Annotated in this window: 13 protein-coding genes; 8 read left to right on the top strand and 5 right to left on the bottom strand. The window is 69.4% G+C overall.

The features are described 5' to 3' along the window. Positions 1-157: 157 nt before the first annotated feature. From D7X30_RS23055 to D7X30_RS23035, 5 genes are all read left to right on the top strand, one after another. On the top strand, positions 158-589 hold the full coding sequence (locus D7X30_RS23055) for a hypothetical protein (RefSeq protein WP_120565096.1): 432 nt from the start codon (positions 158-160) through the stop codon (positions 587-589). Further along, positions 586-1,044, top strand: a complete 459-nt coding sequence (locus D7X30_RS23050) for a MarR family winged helix-turn-helix transcriptional regulator (RefSeq protein ID WP_120565095.1) — start codon at positions 586-588, stop codon at positions 1,042-1,044. The genes D7X30_RS23055 and D7X30_RS23050 overlap by 4 nt, the downstream gene beginning before the upstream one ends. 71 nt (positions 1,045-1,115) lie before the next feature. Further along, the gene (locus D7X30_RS23045; RefSeq protein ID WP_199724509.1) at positions 1,116-2,990 is read left to right on the top strand and encodes a bifunctional UDP-sugar hydrolase/5'-nucleotidase; all 1,875 of its coding nucleotides are present in this window, start codon (positions 1,116-1,118) and stop codon (positions 2,988-2,990) included. 88 nt (positions 2,991-3,078) lie between these two features. Further along, positions 3,079-4,560, top strand: coding sequence for an aspartate ammonia-lyase (locus D7X30_RS23040; RefSeq protein ID WP_199724507.1), 1,482 nt, complete (start codon positions 3,079-3,081; stop codon positions 4,558-4,560). Positions 4,561-4,591: 31 nt separating this feature from the next. Further along, a complete protein-coding gene (locus tag D7X30_RS23035) occupies positions 4,592-5,935 on the top strand; it encodes a DUF2254 domain-containing protein (RefSeq protein ID WP_120565094.1) in 1,344 nt (447 codons plus the stop codon). 12 nt (positions 5,936-5,947) lie between these two features. Here the strand turns inward: D7X30_RS23035 and D7X30_RS23030 are convergent, their stop codons facing one another. Continuing rightward, positions 5,948-7,504: a leucyl aminopeptidase gene (locus tag D7X30_RS23030; protein ID WP_120565093.1), complete on the bottom strand. Its 1,557-nt coding sequence runs from the start codon at positions 7,502-7,504 to the stop codon at positions 5,948-5,950. A 143-nt stretch (positions 7,505-7,647) separates the two neighbouring features. Between D7X30_RS23030 and D7X30_RS23025 the strand changes: the two genes are divergently transcribed. Continuing rightward, complete coding sequence (locus tag D7X30_RS23025) at positions 7,648-8,208, top strand: hypothetical protein (protein ID WP_120565267.1); 561 nt, start codon at positions 7,648-7,650, stop codon at positions 8,206-8,208. A 12-nt stretch (positions 8,209-8,220) separates the two neighbouring features. Here the strand turns inward: D7X30_RS23025 and D7X30_RS23020 are convergent, their stop codons facing one another. The 4 genes from D7X30_RS23020 to D7X30_RS23005 all read right to left on the bottom strand — a co-directional run bounded on the left by D7X30_RS23020 (position 8,221) and on the right by D7X30_RS23005 (position 12,840). After that, a complete protein-coding gene (locus tag D7X30_RS23020) occupies positions 8,221-9,264 on the bottom strand; it encodes a type II asparaginase (RefSeq protein WP_255424214.1) in 1,044 nt (347 codons plus the stop codon). Then, positions 9,228-10,817 (bottom strand): AbgT family transporter, encoded by a 1,590-nt coding sequence (locus tag D7X30_RS23015; RefSeq protein ID WP_120565091.1) that lies wholly within the window; start codon positions 10,815-10,817, stop codon positions 9,228-9,230. The genes D7X30_RS23020 and D7X30_RS23015 overlap by 37 nt, the downstream gene beginning before the upstream one ends. 25 nt (positions 10,818-10,842) lie before the next feature. Continuing rightward, the gene (locus tag D7X30_RS23010; RefSeq protein WP_120565090.1) at positions 10,843-11,679 is read right to left on the bottom strand and encodes a YdiY family protein; all 837 of its coding nucleotides are present in this window, start codon (positions 11,677-11,679) and stop codon (positions 10,843-10,845) included. A gap of 204 nt (positions 11,680-11,883) precedes the next feature. Next, complete coding sequence (locus tag D7X30_RS23005; RefSeq protein WP_233591742.1) at positions 11,884-12,840, bottom strand: SGNH/GDSL hydrolase family protein; 957 nt, start codon at positions 12,838-12,840, stop codon at positions 11,884-11,886. A 277-nt stretch (positions 12,841-13,117) separates the two neighbouring features. Here D7X30_RS23005 and D7X30_RS23000 point away from each other — a divergent pair, with 277 nt between their 5' ends. Both D7X30_RS23000 and D7X30_RS22995 read left to right on the top strand, forming a co-directional pair. Continuing rightward, entirely contained in the window at positions 13,118-13,486 is a 369-nt protein-coding gene (locus D7X30_RS23000) for a hypothetical protein (RefSeq protein ID WP_147443279.1), read from the top strand. Positions 13,487-13,522: 36 nt separating this feature from the next. Further along, positions 13,523-15,670 carry a WD40 repeat domain-containing protein gene (locus tag D7X30_RS22995; RefSeq protein WP_120565088.1) on the top strand — a complete coding sequence of 716 codons (2,148 nt, stop codon included), beginning with the start codon at positions 13,523-13,525 and terminating at the stop codon, positions 15,668-15,670. Positions 15,671-15,685: the final 15 nt, after the last annotated feature.

Genomic DNA, 15,685 nt, shown 5'->3' with positions numbered 1-15,685 from the left:
GTTCGAGACCTCGGGTCAGCAGCCGCGGTCGGGACGCCGGAGCGTCCGCGACCCCCTGGACGATCCAACACACCGCACCTGACGGACTCGCGAAAAGATCCGCTCCAGTCGAGGATGGGCCCATGGACGTGTCGAAGCAGGGGAACGGAGCGGTGTCATGACGGTGGCGGTCCTACGGGCCCAGGCCCCGGAGTTCGATGTGGCGTCCGTGCTGGACCGCTTCCCGGACTGCCACCCGGATGCCGTCTGGCTCCAGGGGGAGCAGCTGCAGCGCCAGGGAAGGCATTCCACCTCTGGCTTCAACCTCACCCTGGTGGAGGACGGCGAGGGCACGCTGCACGGCCCCGTCGCCGCCGCCCGCAGGCAACTGGAGGTGCTGGCCCCCCTGCTCGCGGAGCTGCGCCAGCAGGCCGTCCCCTGCGTCGTGGACTTCGGGCTGTTCGTCGGCACCGCGCGGCACTTCACCAGCTCCATCCACTTCCCACCCGACGACGTCCGGTGGTTCGCGGACCAGGGAATCGCGCTGGCCGTCTCCGCCTACCCGACCGCCGAGGAGGAGTTGGAGGACTCCTCGGGCAACCTCCAATGAGCGCGAAGACCGCCCCCCGCTGGGACCCCGAAGCCGTACCGACCTTCTGGATCAACCATGCGTCCCGGTTGCTGATGCGCCACTTCGAGCAGCGGTTGCGGCCGCTCGAGTTCGGGATGGCCTACCTGCCGGTGGTCATCGCGCTGGAGGAGCACGGGCCGCTCCTGCAGAAGCAGCTCGCGGAGTACGCCCACGTCGAGCAACCCACCATGGCCGCGCTCCTCACGCGGATGGAGCGCGATGGGCTCATCGCGCGTCAGCCGCACCCGGACGACAAGCGCGCGACCCGGATATCGCTCTCGGCCAAGGCCCGGGAGCGCCTGCCCCAGGCGAAGGAGCAGCTGGAGGACGTCGCGGAGCAGGCGACCGCGGGCTTCAGCGACCGCGAGCGCGCCACGTTCATGACGCTCCTGCGCCGAGTGGTGGACAACCTGGAGCCGCCATCCGGGGATTGAGCGCCATCCATTCCCAGAACGTCAGAGGGGTCCTGTAGGGTGCGCGCCCCTCCGGAAGATTTCCTCCCGGCATGGCACAAGGTCGAGGCCCCTTGAACCGCTCCTCCATCCTGATGCGCGCGCTGCGCACTGGCACCTTCTGTCTCGTGGGCGCCAGCTCGCTGATGACCGCCTGTGATTCCAACGATGATCCCCCCGTCGACCCGGCTCCGGTGGACAGGTCGCCGCGCACGCTGACGCTGCTGCAGACCAGCGACCTGCACACCAACATCTTCCCGTGGGACTACTTCTCCGGGAAGCCGGACGCGAAGCGCGGCCTCGCCAAGGTGGCCACGCTCATCAAGCAGGAGCGCGCGAAGAACCCGGACTGCACGCTGCTCGTCGACACCGGTGACACCATCCAGGGCTCGCCGCTCGGCACCTACTACGCCCAGGTGGACAACGCGTCCAAGCATCCCATGGCCGCCGCCATGAACGAGCTGGGCTACGCCGCCATGGCCATGGGCAACCACGAGTTCAACTACGGCCAGGACGTCCTCAACAAGTTCAAGGGCGAGGCGAACTTCCCCCTCCTGGGCGCCAACGTGCGCAAGGCCGCGGACGGCTCCGAGGCCTTCACCCCGTACGTGATGACCACGGTGTGCGACGTGAAGGTCGGCATCCTCGGACTGGTGACGCCGGGCGTGGCGACGTGGGAGCGCAAGGACAACATCACCGGCTTGCGCTTCGATGACCCGCTGGAGATCGCGAAGACGTACGTGCCGAAGATGAAGCAGGCCGGCGCGGACGTGGTGGTGGTGGCCATCCACGGCGGCCCGGACAAGCAGCCGACGGGCAGCGCGACCAGCCCCGACTCGTGGCTCGCGGACTACGAGGACGCCACGAAGTGGACCGACCGCGGCAACCTCCCCGGTGAGAACCCGGCCGTGCAGATTGCCCAGCAGGTGGCGGACGTGGACGTGCTCCTCACCGGCCACACCCACCAGCCCATCCCGAAGATGCTGTTGAAGCAGCAGGATGGCCGTGAGGTCCTCCTCACGCAGCCCAACCGCTGGGGCAGCCACCTGGCCCACGTGCAGCTCAACGTCACCTGGAGCGGTGAGCGCTGGGGCGTGGACGCGCACGACTCGCAGCTCCACGCGGTGGACGAGACGGTGGCGGAGGATGCCAACGTCAAGCAGCTCACCCAGGCCGCCCACGACACCACGGTGGCCTACGTGAACCAGAAGATTGGCAGCACCACCGCGGCCTTCACGGGCGGCTTCCCCGGCCGCTACGTGGACAGCGCCCTGTCGGACCTGCTCAACATCGTGCAGGAGGAGGCCGCGAAGGAGGCCGGCTTCCCCGTGGACCTGTCCGCGACCGCCCTGTTCTCCAATGACGTCGCGCTGCCGCAGGGGGACGTCACCCTGCGTGACGCCTACAGCGTCTACATCTACGACAACACGCTGTACGTGATGGAGATCACCGGCTCCATCCTCCGGCGCGCGCTGGAGATGAACACGCTGTACTTCAAGCAGTTGGACGCGGCGAACCTGCCTGCGAAGCCCGCGGACGCGAAGGCCACCACGCCCGTCGTCGCGGACTACAACTGGGACCTCTACTCGCACATCGAATACGGCTACGACCTGACGAAGCCCGCGGGCTCGCGGCTCACGCACCTGCGCTTCAAGGGCGAGGACGTGAAGGACGAGCAGCTCTTCCGCATCGCCGTGAACAACTACCGCGGCGGTGGCGGAGGCGGGTACAGCATGTTCAAGGAAGGCCGCATGCTGTGGTCCTCCGCGGACGGGGTGCGGGACTACGTCGCGCGCTACATGCAGGAGCACCAGAACCTGTCGCCGGACGCGGTGAACACCTGCAACTTCACGCTCGCGCCGGACCTCTACGCGCATTACTTCCAGGCCACGCTCGGCCCGGCGAAGTGCGCGCCCGTCGTGCAGTGACGTAGGAGACCCAGGGACGCCCGGTGGACAGCCCTCTTCCCTTGAGGGCACGTCCCACCGGGCCTCCCGCGTTCCTACGTTGCCCGCGATGGCCGACCCACGCGCGGAAGAGACGTTCCAGAAGAGCATCCACACGCTGACGACGGACGGGGCATCGCCCCGGACGGAGACCGACGGCCTGGGCTCCCGCCAGCTCCCGGCGGACGCCTACTGGGGCATCAACGTCAGCCGCGCGCTGGACAACTTCGCCATCAGCGGGCGCCCCATCTCCGTCTATCCCGACCTGCTCTTCGGCTACGCCTGCGTGAAGCAGGCCGCGGCGCGGGCGAACGCGGAGCTGGGGGGGCTGGATGCGACGCGGGCCTCGCTCATCGACCGGGCCTGCGAGGACATCAAGGCCGGCAGGCTGCACGACCAGTTCGTCGTGGACGTCATGCAGGGCGGGGCCGGCACCTCCACCAACATGAACTTCAACGAGGTCATCGCCAACCGGGGCCTGGAGCTGGCCGGCCACCCCAAGGGCCACTACGCGCACCTGGACCCGAATGACCACGTGAACCGGAGCCAGAGCACGAACGACACCTACCCGACGGCGCTCAAGGTCGGGTTGATGCTGTCCGTCGAGCGCCTGCTGGCCCAGCTGCACCTCTTGGAGCAGGCGTTCCGCGACAAGGGGCAGGAGTTCGCGGGCATCGTGAAGATTGGCCGGACGCAGCTCCAGGACGCCGTGCCCATGACGCTCCAGCAGGAGTTCGAAGGCTTCGCCGTCACGCTGGCGGAGGAACACGCGAGCCTGAAGGACGTCACCCGCCGCCTGGGGGAGATCAACCTGGGGGCGACGGCGATTGGAACGGGCATCGCCGCGGACCCGCGCTTCGCGGAGGCCGCGCGAGCGCACCTGGCGGACATCACCGGGCGCCCCATCGTCACCGCGCCGGACCTGATTGAAGCGACCACCGACGTGGGCGTCTTCATGGAGGTGTCCGGCACCCTCAAGCGCACCGCGATGAAGCTGTCGAAGATCTGCAACGACCTGCGGCTGCTCGGCTCTGGCCCGCAGGCAGGCTTCAACGAAATCAACCTGCCGCCCATGCAGGCGGGCTCCAGCATCATGCCGGGCAAGGTGAACCCGGTCATCCCGGAGGTCGTGAACGAAGTGGCGTTCGTGGTCGCCGGGGGAGACGTGACGCTGACCATGGCCGCCGAGGCGGGGCAGCTCCAGCTCAACGCCTTCGGGCCGGTCATGGCCCACGTGCTGTTCGAAAACCTCAAGTACATGACCGCCGCCATGGCGACGCTGCGCGTGAACTGCGTGCGGGGCATCACCGCCAACAAGGAGCGGCTCGCGCGCCAGGTCGAGTCCTTCGTGGGCGTCATCACCGCCCTCATGCCGCACATCGGCTACGCGCCAGCGGCGCGGCTGGCGAGGGAGGCCCTGGCCACGAACGCCAGCATCGCGGACCTGGTGGTGTCCGCCGGGCTCTTGACGCGCGAACAGCTGGCCGAGCTGCTCTCGCCGGAGCGGTTGACCCGGGGCCAGGCGGTGGAGGCCCGGGAGGAAGAGGGCTAGCACCAGGCGGCCCCTTCAGCGCGAGGTCCGAATGTCCATCCGCCGCCTGCGCAGGTTCCTCCGCGATCCCCCCTGGCTGGTCCTGGGCGGTCTGGTCGTCGTCGGGGGCGCGCTCGGCATCGCGCTCGCCCGCGTGCAGACGGACACCGCGCCAGCGCTGTTCGGGCATGCCTGGCCCGGGGACGTCGACGACACCCGGGGCGCCCTGGGGGCGCTGCTCGGGTTGCAGATCACCATCCTCACCATCGTCCTGTCCCTGAACGCGCCGGTCATCCAGTCCGCGGCGAACCAGTATTCGTCACGGCTGGTCCCCATCTACTTGAAGAGCGCGCCGCTCCGCCGCGCCATTCCCTTCTTCGCCCTCTCCATCAGCTACATCCTCACGGCCATCCGGGAGCTGGGTGTCATCGAGGACGCCGGCGTCAGGCCCCGGCCCGTCCTGTCGGGAGCCATCATCCTGGTGCTGGTGGCGCTCTGCGTGCTCATCGTCTTCCTGGCCCGCACCTTCCGCTTCCTGCGGGTGGAGCGCGTGCTCGGGCTCGTGCAGGACCTGATTGTCTCCGCGACGGAGCGCCGCATCCAGGCCCGCCTGAAGCGGCTCCCACTGGACCCCGCGGCGGTCCTGCGGCTGCCGGCGGATGCCACCTCGCTCCTGGCTGCATCGTCGGGCTACCTCGCGGACGTCGACCTCCAGGACCTCACTCGGCACGCCCGGAAGTGGGGCGTGCGGGTCCGCATCTGCATCACCGTGGGCGAGTACATCGACCAGGAGGACGTCATCGGCTGGGTGGTGGCGGACGGAGGGGGGCCCGTGGACGCCCACGTGCTCAACGACCTCGCCGCCACGCTGAGCATCCAGTCGGCGCGCGAGCCAGACTGCGACCCCGCCCTGGGGCTGCGCATCCTCGTCGACGTCGCGAACCGGGCCCTGTCCTCGTCCGCGAACGACCCGTACACGGCCCGGCAGGCGCTCCATCAAATCCGTTCCGTGATGCGCCGGCTGGCGGGCCTGCCCCTGGGGGACTGGAACGTCGTCGACCCGGATGGCCGGGCGCGCGTGTCACTGGTGGCCATGCGGCTGCGCGACTACCTCTTCCTCGCCGTGGATGGCCCGCTCCATTACGCGGGGGGCGACCCGGAGGTGCTGGAGGAGGTGCTCCAGATCGCCCTCACCGTGGGCCTGCTCGCGCGCGACGCACAGGACCGCGCCGCGGCGCACGCGCTCTTCGCTCGCGTGCTCGCGGACGTCCAGGGCTCCACGGAGAAGGATCGCTTCCACCGCCTGCTCGCCCAGGCGGAGCGCGTCCAGGCCTCCTTCCAGGGCGAGCGCCGGACGCGCGTCGAACGGGGACGCGCGGACTGGCTCCCGGACTGAAAGCGCGGGCTTTCAGTGGCGGGTTTCGCGGGTGGGCTTGAAGCCCACGAGGAAGTCGATGAGCAGGCGGGTGCCGTAGCCCGTGGCGCCCTTGCTGCGCCACGCGTGGTCACGCTCGGCCCGCGCGGTCCCCGCCATGTCGATGTGCGCCCAGGGCAGCCCGTCCACGAACTCCTCAAGGAAGAGGCCCGCGGTGATGGCTCCGGCGTTGTCTCCGCCCACGTTCTTCATGTCCGCCACCTCCGACTCCAATTCCTGCCGCAGGCGCCGGTCCAGCGGGAGCTGCCACACGGTGTCGCCGGTGCGCTCCCCCGACTCCTTCACCTGCTCCACCAGGGGCTGGTCGTTGCCCATGACCCCCGCGCTGAGCACGCCCAGCGCGCGCTGACACGCCCCGGTGAGCGTGGCGAGGTCCACGATGGCGTCGGGGCGGGGCGACTGTTCGGTGGCCAGGACGAGCGCGTCCGACATCACCAGGCGGCCCTCCGCGTCGGTGTTGATGACCTCCACCGTCTTGCCGCCGCGGACCGTCAGCACGTCCCCCAGCTTCATGGCGGTGCCGGAGGGCATGTTGTCGGTGCACATCAGGTACGCCGTCACCGCCGTCCTGCAGCCCAGGGACTTCAGCGTCGTCATCGCCGCGAGGATGGCGCCCGCGCCGGACATGTCGCCCTTCATGGTGGCGTGGACCAGGTCGTTCGGCTTCAGGCCCAGGCCGCCCGAGTCGAACATGATGCCCTTGCCGACCAGCGAGATCCGGCCCACGGGCTGGACGGCTTCTCCCCGGCTGCCTTTGGGCGTGTACGTCAGCTTGATCATCCGCGGCGGCTCCGTGCTGCCGGCGTTGACGCCCAGCAGGCCTCCGCAGCCGAGGTTGGCCAATGCCTCTCCGTCGAAGACCTCGACCTCCAGGCCGCAGCGTTTGGCCAGGGACTCGGCCACCTCCGCCATGCGAGCGGCGGTCAGCAGGGTGGCGGGGGAATTGGCGAGGTCGCGCGCGAACGCCGTGGCGCGGGAGTGGATGCCTCCGCGCATCACTCCCTGCTCCACCTCCTCGGTGTTTTTCGAACCCGAGACGAGCGTCAGGGTCTCCAGCGGCGGTTCCTGCTCCGACTGCCGCTTGTAGGGCCGGTAGCGGTAGCGGGCGAGCAGGACGCCTTCGGTCAGGGCCTGCGCGGCGAGGTCCACCGGCACGCTCCCGGTGTCCGGGACCTGGAGCGCCACACGCTTCTGCTGGCCCACGGCCCGCGCGAACGCGGCGGCGGCATCCCGGAGCTTGCCTGCATCCAGCTGTGCTCGCGCCCCCAGGCCGACGGCGACCAGGGGTGGGCCCTCCTTGCGGGGAATGAGCAGCGTCTGACCGGCCTTGCCCTCGAAGCCCGCCGCCTTCAGGAACGCGCGGTCGAGTCCGGGAGCCTTCACCTCTTCGTCCGCTCCCACGAACGTGCCGACACAACCGGCGTCGGTGGGCACGGTGGCCGCTACGGCGAGCTTCGTCTCCTCCGGGGATTCGATGGAGGGAGCGGGGTGGAACTCGGCCTGCGCGCGTGAATGAAACGAGGTCAACATGGAAGCCTCCTGATGGAGGAACTGGGCACGGCGGCGGGAGGGTGCAACATCCAGAAGGTCACTCGCCCCTGCCTCCGGGAGCGGTTTGCCGGCGGATGGAAGGTGTGGATGTTCCGCCACGCAATCCCATGAAGGGGAAGCCCATGCGCACACTGCCGTCGAAGCGGATGTCACTGCTCACCGAGCGCGAAGCCCAGCTCGTCCTGTCCAGCGCCCCACGCAACCTGGCGGAGCTCTCGCCACGAGAGCTGCGCGGACGCATCCTGCGAGCGCGCCGCCTGATGGAGAAGTACCAGGACGCAGCGCAGCGGCAGCGCAGGGAGGCGCTCCGCAAGGAGGTGCCCTCCCGCTCCCGCCGCGCCGAGGGCAACCGCAACACCCTCCGCAAGGCCGAGTACTTCGCCGTCACCCTGGAGCGCTTCGAGAAGCGGCTCGCCCTGCTCGAGCGCAAGGCGCAGGTCCGCACCCGCGCCGCGAGCCGTCCGGCCCCCCGGAGGACGACGCGCGCGGCGACGGGAGGACGCAAGCCCGCGCGCCGGACACGCGCCGCCGGCCGCACCGCGAAGGCCCCCGCCTCGAAGCAGGCGTCCCGCAAGAAGCAGGGAGGGGCCCTGAAGCAGGAGCGCTTTCCCGCCCTCAAGCGTCAGGTCCATGCCTCGACCCGGGGCCGCCGGACCCAGACCCAGCGCGACTCGCGGCGCTGAGCGTCGAGCGCCCTAGTGTCGGTAGAACGCCTCCTGTACCGCGAGGCGATCCATTCCCCGCGCCAGACAGAGCTGCAAGAGCACGCGGCTCTTCTGCGGGTTGAGCTGGTCCGCGGCGACGAAGCCCAGGGTGTCGTCGTCCATTTCAATGTTCCGGCCCACGTCGCCGCTCACCACCCGCGTGCTGCGCACGACGACGACGCCCGCCTCCGCCGCTTCCGAGAGCGCGCCCGCGGCTTCCGTGGAGACGTTGCCGTTGCCCATCCCCGCCACGATGATGCCGCGCGCCCCGTTCGCGACGCTGGCGCGCACCAGGTCCGGCGGCATGTGGGCATGGGCATAGAGGATGTCGACCCGGGGCAGGCGTTCGAGCCCGTCCACGGAGAACCCGGACGCGGCGGAGTGCCGGTGCGTGGGCTGGCGGAAGTAGCGGATGCGCCCGTACCGCGCGGTGCCCAGCAGGCCCGGCCCCGGTGAGATGAAGGTCTGCACGTCCGTGGTGCTCGACTTCGTCACGTCGCGCGCGCAGTGCAGGTCGTCGTTGAGGACGACGATGGCGCCCCGGCCGTGGGCCTCCGGGTCGGCGGCCACGGCGACCGCGTTGTAGAGGTTCAGCGGCCCGTCCGGGCTGAGCGACGTGGCGGGCCGCATGGCGCCGGTGAGCACCACCGGCCGCGCGCTCCGCACCACCAGGTGGAGGAAGTAGCCCGTCTCCTCCACCGTGTCCGTGCCGTGCGTGATGACGATGCCGTCGGCCTCGTCGCCAGCGAAGAGCGCGTTCACCCGGGCCGCCAGCCGTAGCCAGAGGCCGTCGTCCATGTCCTGGCTGCCCACCTGGGCCACCTGCTCGCCCCGGAGCGTTGCCAGGGCGCGCAGGCCGGGGACGGCGTCGATGAGCGACTCCACGGCGACCTCGCCCGCGCGGTAGCCCGGCTCCACGCCGGAGCCGGCCCTCCCCGCGATGGTTCCGCCCGTGGCCAGAAGGTGGACCCTCGACATGGTTGTGTCTCCCGAGCCGCCTACCCGAGACCCCAGGGCAGTCCCAGCACCTGCCACGCTACCAGCAGGGCAATCCACACGGCGAAGACCACGATGACGTACGGCAGCATCAAGGCCACCACCGTCCCCACGCCCGCGTCCTTCTGGTACTTCTGCGCGAAGGTGACGATGAGCGCGAAGTAGGCGTTCAGCGGTGAGATGGCGTTGAACGGACCGTCACCCACGCGGTACGCGGCGAGCACGGCCTCCGGGGCCACGTTCAGCCGCATCAAGAGCGGCACGAACACCGGCGCGAAGATGGCCCACTTCGGAATGGCGCCCGTCATGATGAGGTCCAGGACGGCGACCACCAGCACGAACCCGACGAGCAGCGGCAGCGCCCCCAGGCCCGCGTGCTCCAGGGCATCACCCACCTTCACGGCCGCGATGGTCGCCATGTTCGTGTAGGTGAACAGGGCGATGAACTGGCTGATGATGAACAAGAGGAAGATGAGGCCGCCCAGCCCGGCGACCGCCTTCTCCATGGCCTTGATGACGTCCACGCTGTTCTTCATCGTCCCAGCGCCGACGCCGTAGGCGGCCCCCGTCACCAGGAACAGCACGGTGATGGCGACGATGAGGCCGTTCATGAACGGCGAGTCTCCAATGAGCGCGCCCGTCTCCGGATTGCGCAGCGGAGCCCCCGGGGGCAGCGCCAGCAGGCCGAAGAACACCAGCACGCCCACGAGCCCCCAGAACGCGAACTTCAACCCCCGCGACTCCTCCGGGGATAGCTTCGCGCCCGTCGTGGCCGGCTTCTCCCCCTGGTACGCACCCAGCCGGGGTTCGATGATCTTGTCGCTGATGAGCGACACGATGACGGTCAGCATCACCACCGACGCGACGGAGAACCAGAAGTTCGCCGTCAGGTCGATGGAGCGGTCCGGCGCCATGATGTGGATGGCGTCGTTGGTGATCTCCGTCAGGATGCCGTCCAGCGGTTTGATCAGGATGTTGACGGTGAAGACCGCGGCGACACCGGCGAACGAGGCCGCCAGTCCCGCCAGGGGATGCCTGCCCACGGTGAGGTAGGCGGCCGCCGCCAGGGGAATCAGCACCAGGTAGCCGGCATCCGCGGCGATGCTCGACAGGATGCCCACGAACACCAGGATGTACGTGAGGAGCCGGGCCGGAGCGACCGCCACCAGCTTGCGGATGAGCGCGCCCACCAGGCCCGCCGCGTCCGCGACGCCCACGCCCAGCATGGCGACGATGATGACGCCCACCGCGTTGAAGTCCATGAAGTGCTGGACGACGCCCGCGAACATGAAGCGCAGGCCCTCTCCCGTCAGCAGGCTCTTCGCGGCGGTGGTCGTCTCCTCCAGTTGGTGCGTGTCCGGGTTGATGGTCTCGTAGGTGACGCTGGCCCCCAGCCTGTAGAAGAGGTGGGAGAGCACCATCACGATGGCAATCAGCGCGACGAAGATGACCGCGGGGTGGGGGACCTTGTTGCCCACCCGCTCGATGGCGTCGAGCACCCGCTCCATGCCCTTCTTCTTCGGCGGCGTGCGCTGTTTGTTCTTTGTCTCGCCTGGGACCTGGACGTCGTCGAAATGAGCCGCTTTGGCCATGGGAGTGCTGCTCCTTTCCAATCCCTCAGAGCTCCAGCTCGGCCCCCACGGAGAGCGAGGTATCCGTCCGGACCTTGCCCGCCGCGGGTGCGCTGTCGTGTTGCAGTTCGAAGTACGTGGTGAGCGCGAAGCGGTCCGTCAGGTCCACGGACAGCTTCGTGGTGGAGTCCAGCAGGATGCGCGTGTCGCCGAAGATGTCCGGCAGCAGCACGGCGTCCTCGCGCAGGTACACGTTCTCGTTGATGTCATAGCGGAACGCCAGGCCCACCGCGGGCGACCACTGCGTCACATCCGGCAGGTTCTCGCGCGTGGGGGTGTACTGGAACCGGCGGTCCTTGGTGTAGCCCGCGCCCAGGTACGTGCGCAGGAAGAGTTCCTTCGACTTCTTCTTGCGCTCCAGGAGCGTGAAGCCGGCTCCCAGCTCCACCTCGGTGCGCAGCTCCAGGCTGGCGGGGTGGTCCGTCTCCACGCCCAGGAAGGTGTAGGCGCTGAGCAGGCGCGTGAAGCGGTAGTCGCCGCGCGCCCAGCCGCCGAGCGTCAGGGCCGTGACCTCCCGCTCCTCCTCGTCCTCGGTGGCCGCGTTTCCATAGGCGCCATCCGCCTCCAGGGTGAGCGCCCACACCGGCGACTCGTACTCCGCCAGGGCATCGCCCGTGATGGTGAAGGTGCGGGCGTTGCCGGCGAAGAAGGAGGCGCCGAGCCCGGCCGAGCCCGTCCAGGGCCCTTCCTCCTCGTCCTCGTCCTCGTCCTCGTCCTCGTCTGCTGCTGCCGCGACGGAGGCCGGTGAGGAGGCATCCGCCGCTTCGGAAGGAGGCGTGGGTGTCTGGGCCATGGCCGCGAAGAGGATGAAGAGTGGACTCATACGTGCCTTGGGGAAGGAGGCGCCTGCCTGTCCCGGTGATGAGGGAGGGGCGGCCTCGGTGGTGCTTGAAGGCCTCCTCGCGTTCCACGCAACCTTCGCCACGCACCGCGCGTACGGCAATCACAGGCCGGCATGCCGGGGGATGGCTCCCTCGTGCCTTTGCCCGTCAGAACGTGATGAGGGATTGGATTCGCGGGCCCTGGCTCAGGGGCGCACGACGTCCTGGATGAACCGGCTCAGCGACTCCGCCATCTTCTGGTGCGTGGCGGCGGAGGGATGCCAGTCCTCGCCGACGCCGTCAGCGAAGGGGTTCTGCATGGCCATCACGTGGCGGTGGACCCGGGCGTCGCCCAGGCGCTGTCGCTCCGCCACGAGCTGGGAAATCCAATCGCCGACGTGCACGGACGTCACCACGCCCTGCTGTTCCTTCCTCTTGAAGCCATCCGTCATGCTGCCCAGCGTGCAGACGATGTGCGCGCGGGGATGCAGCGCACGGAGCCGTTCGAGGAAGGACCGGTAGGCGGACTTGAACGCCGCTTCGTCCGGGAGGAACGCGGCGGTGCCCGCGCCCGCGAACGTGTCATTGGTGCCGGCGTTGAGGACAATCACATCCGGCGAACCGTTGGAGAAGTCCCAGGCGGCGGGGTGGTCCGGGACGGCGCGCTCGTAGATGGCGGGGATCAACCCGGACGTGGACAGGTCCAGGTTGCGGTACACGCCGTGCCCCGAATAGCAGACGAACGTGGCCTCCGCGCCCAATGCCTGGGCCGTGAGCCAGCCGTAGCCGCGTCTGGGATTCTGGTGCTTCGACGTGAAGGTGGGCACCTTGGAGGAGGACGTCTCCGGAACGAAGGTGACGTCGGTGCCGTAGCCGCAGGTGATGGAGTCGCCAATGAACTCCAGCTTGAGCCCCGTGTGCTGCGGGGGCGGTTCCCGGAACTCACCCTGCACCTCCAGCGCCAGGAGCGTGCTGGCACCCACCAGGGACTCGGTGCGCTTGAAGAGCTCCACTGTGTGCAGGCCCACGGGGAGTCCACTGGCGAGCAGGTAGCTGCCCTGACCGGGATGCACCGCGAGCAGCTTGGGAGGTGCCCCGTCCACCACCACGTCGAAGTGGTTGGTCCCCACGTCTCCGCCCTGGCCCGCGTCGTCGAGCCGCATCCGCACGGCGTCCGTCCCCCTGGAAGCGCGCGCGAACCGTCACGCCCGGATGGGAGAAGACGACCCCGGTGCTGGAGCGGTACGTCCGGCCCACGTACTGGACCCGCGCGTCCGCGGCCGGAATGCTCACCCAGGTCATGGAAGGGCTTTCACGTGCGGGGGAGGGAGCCCTGCACGCGGCCAGCGACAGGCCCATGCCAAGGCAGACGCCAGCGATGAGGGAGCGGTCGGGCACGCGGTTCCCAGCGTACACACAAAGGAACTCTTCGACGCGGTGGTGGACGACATCTGCGATGAGGCCTTCGCGAAGCTGGCGGCGGCCGTGGGCGCGGCGTGGACGCCCGCGGAGAAGATGCGGACCTTCATCGACGTGCGCCAGGGAATGGCGGAGCGGATGGTCCAGCAGCTGCGCGTCACGCCCCGGGCGCTGCGGGAGCTCCTGCCGCTCGTGGAGCCGCGGCTCGCCCGTCCCCGGGCTCGCGAGGTCGCGCTGCTGACGGCCATCTTCGAGGAGGGCAGGGAACAGGGCACCTTCGAGGTCCGCGACACCCGGGCCGCCGCGCGGGCGCTGGCGCTGGGGTTCCAGCACGTCGAGTGCACGCTGCTGCGCGTCGGCCTGCCGCCAGGAGCGCTCATCCGTCCATGAGCGACGTGCGGTATCGTTGGGTGAAGGAGTGATTCCATGCCGATGCCAGCACCCTTCGTGAACCTCACCCAGCTGGTCCAATGCTCCGACGCGGAGCTCGAAGCGCTGCTGGAGCAGGCCGACTTCGAAAACCTCGAGCCCGGCCGGGACCTGCCGCCGCTGCGTGAACGGCTCCTCCGGCTGGAGCGTGAGCGCGGCCTTACGGAGGTCCACCGGCGCGTCTCCGACAAGGTCCTGGCCGCGGGGGCACGGCTCGTGGAGACCCCGCGCTACATCGGCATGCAACACAGCTTCGCGCTCAGTCCGGATGGACGCCACCTCGCCGTCGCGAGCAACCGCCTCGACGAATCGCACGGGGGAGACGTGCGCATCTGGGAGCTCGCGACGGGGCGCGTGGTCGACGCTGTCGGGTTCGAGACGACGCTGGTCGGCTCGACGCGGGAGCCCTCCTGCCTCCAGTGGTCGCCGTCGGGGCAGTGGCTCGGGGTCATCCTGGACCAGGTGGTCATCGGCGTGCTGCGGGCCTTCGCTGGAATGCTGCCCTCCTTCACCGTGGACGTCACCCGGCGCTGGGGCTCGCCGCCGGGGTGGGGTGTCATCAATCCCAAGACCGTGGAGAACACGGGGCACCTGCCCGCCTGGTGCTGGTCTCCGGATGAAACCCAGCTGTTCATCTCCACCCCCGGGCCCGACGGTGCGCTGGGCTGCATCGTCCCGTTCCGGGAGGGCACCCGGGTCAACGAGGACAGTGAAGGGATTCGCTGGTGCCCGGCCCGGTTGGACGGACAGCCTTCGAAGTCGCGCCCGCATACCTGGGTGCGGTGGAGCCCGGATGGCTCACGCATCCAGGGCTATTGCAAACAGGAGTTCGTGCTTGAACCGCACACCGACCCGGAGCCGGAACCCCATCCGTCCGCCTCCGCCATCGACGTGCGGAGCGGCGACCTCGAGTACCGCTTCGATGAGCTGAAGCTGCCGGTGGCGTTCTCACCGGACGGTGCCCGCCTGGCCTACGGAGAGGAGTCGCCCCGGCTCGCCAACGGGCACACCGGCCGGGCGATGTCCGTCCCGAGCAAGGACGTCGACATTCGGATTCTCGCGGTCGTGGAATACGTCTGGTCCAGCGACGGCCGGCGTCTCGCCGTGCTCATCAACGGCTACGAGTTCCCGCAGGTACTCATCTTCGAGGCCGGCAAGCTCCTGTGCCAGATGGACCTGAAGCGCCGTTCGTTCGGCCTGTCCCTCAAGAGCGGCGACCTGGGCCGCTGGGCCTGGTCGCCGGATGGCTCCATGGGCGCATGCCTGCTGCGTGAGGGAGGCATGGCCGAGCCGTGGAAGCGTGAGGGAATCAAGGTCGAGCTGTGGAAGGTGGGGCCCTCGCCCAAGATGCTCCGGCGGCTCGAGGGTGCCAGCGGCATCGACGGACTGGCCTGGGGCGCGGACGGCATGCTCGTGGGAACGGGGCCCCACACCATCGCCTTCTGGGACGTGAACACCGGAGAGCAGCGCTTCCGCTCCTCGTTGGAGTTGGAGCCGGGCCGCGTGCCACCCCCGAGCGACTGGAACCCCTGGCCGGACGAAGTCGCACGCTTCATTCCGACCGAACTCGGCTGGGACTTCACGCGAGCACAGCCGGACGGCACCGTGGAGTGTCCTCCGGGGTCGCGGGAGAAGCTCGAGCCCCGGCTGATGTTCTCGGTGGGGGGGCGCCATGCCTGGCCCTGGCGGTGGGCCGAGGGGACCCGGCATGCGCGCTGGGCGGACGGGGCGCCTTCGCTCGTCGAGCCCCAGGCGGAGGCCGCGTTCGAGGAACGGCGCGTCCCCGTGCCCGAAGGCGAGACGCTGGAGGCGAGAGACGCCCGGCACGGGAAGTGGGGCTTCCTGAGGCAATACCAGGCCCCCACGCGGCCCCTGAATCATTACAAGGCCGAACCCGTGTTCACGCACGGTCCCGCCATCAGCCGCGCCAACCTCACGCCGTATCTCGGCAAGGGGGTGATGCTGCGCCAGACGCAATACGGGACGTGGTACGCCCTGGGTACCCTGCTCGAGGTCTCCGACGAGGGAATCCTCCTCCACCCTCGCGCTCCCATCGGCTCGTACCGAGAGCGGCTCCTGTCCTTCCGGGACATCCTCTGGATTGGACCGGCGGTGCCGCTCCACCTGCATTCAACCGATGGTTAGAATGGGTTTGTCTGT

Source organism: Corallococcus sp. AB011P (assembly GCF_003611605.1).
GTDB classification, from domain to species: Bacteria; Myxococcota; Myxococcia; order Myxococcales; family Myxococcaceae; genus Corallococcus; species Corallococcus coralloides.
Note: the sequence above shows the minus strand (reverse complement) of the source record. Positions and strands in the feature narration are given on the sequence as shown.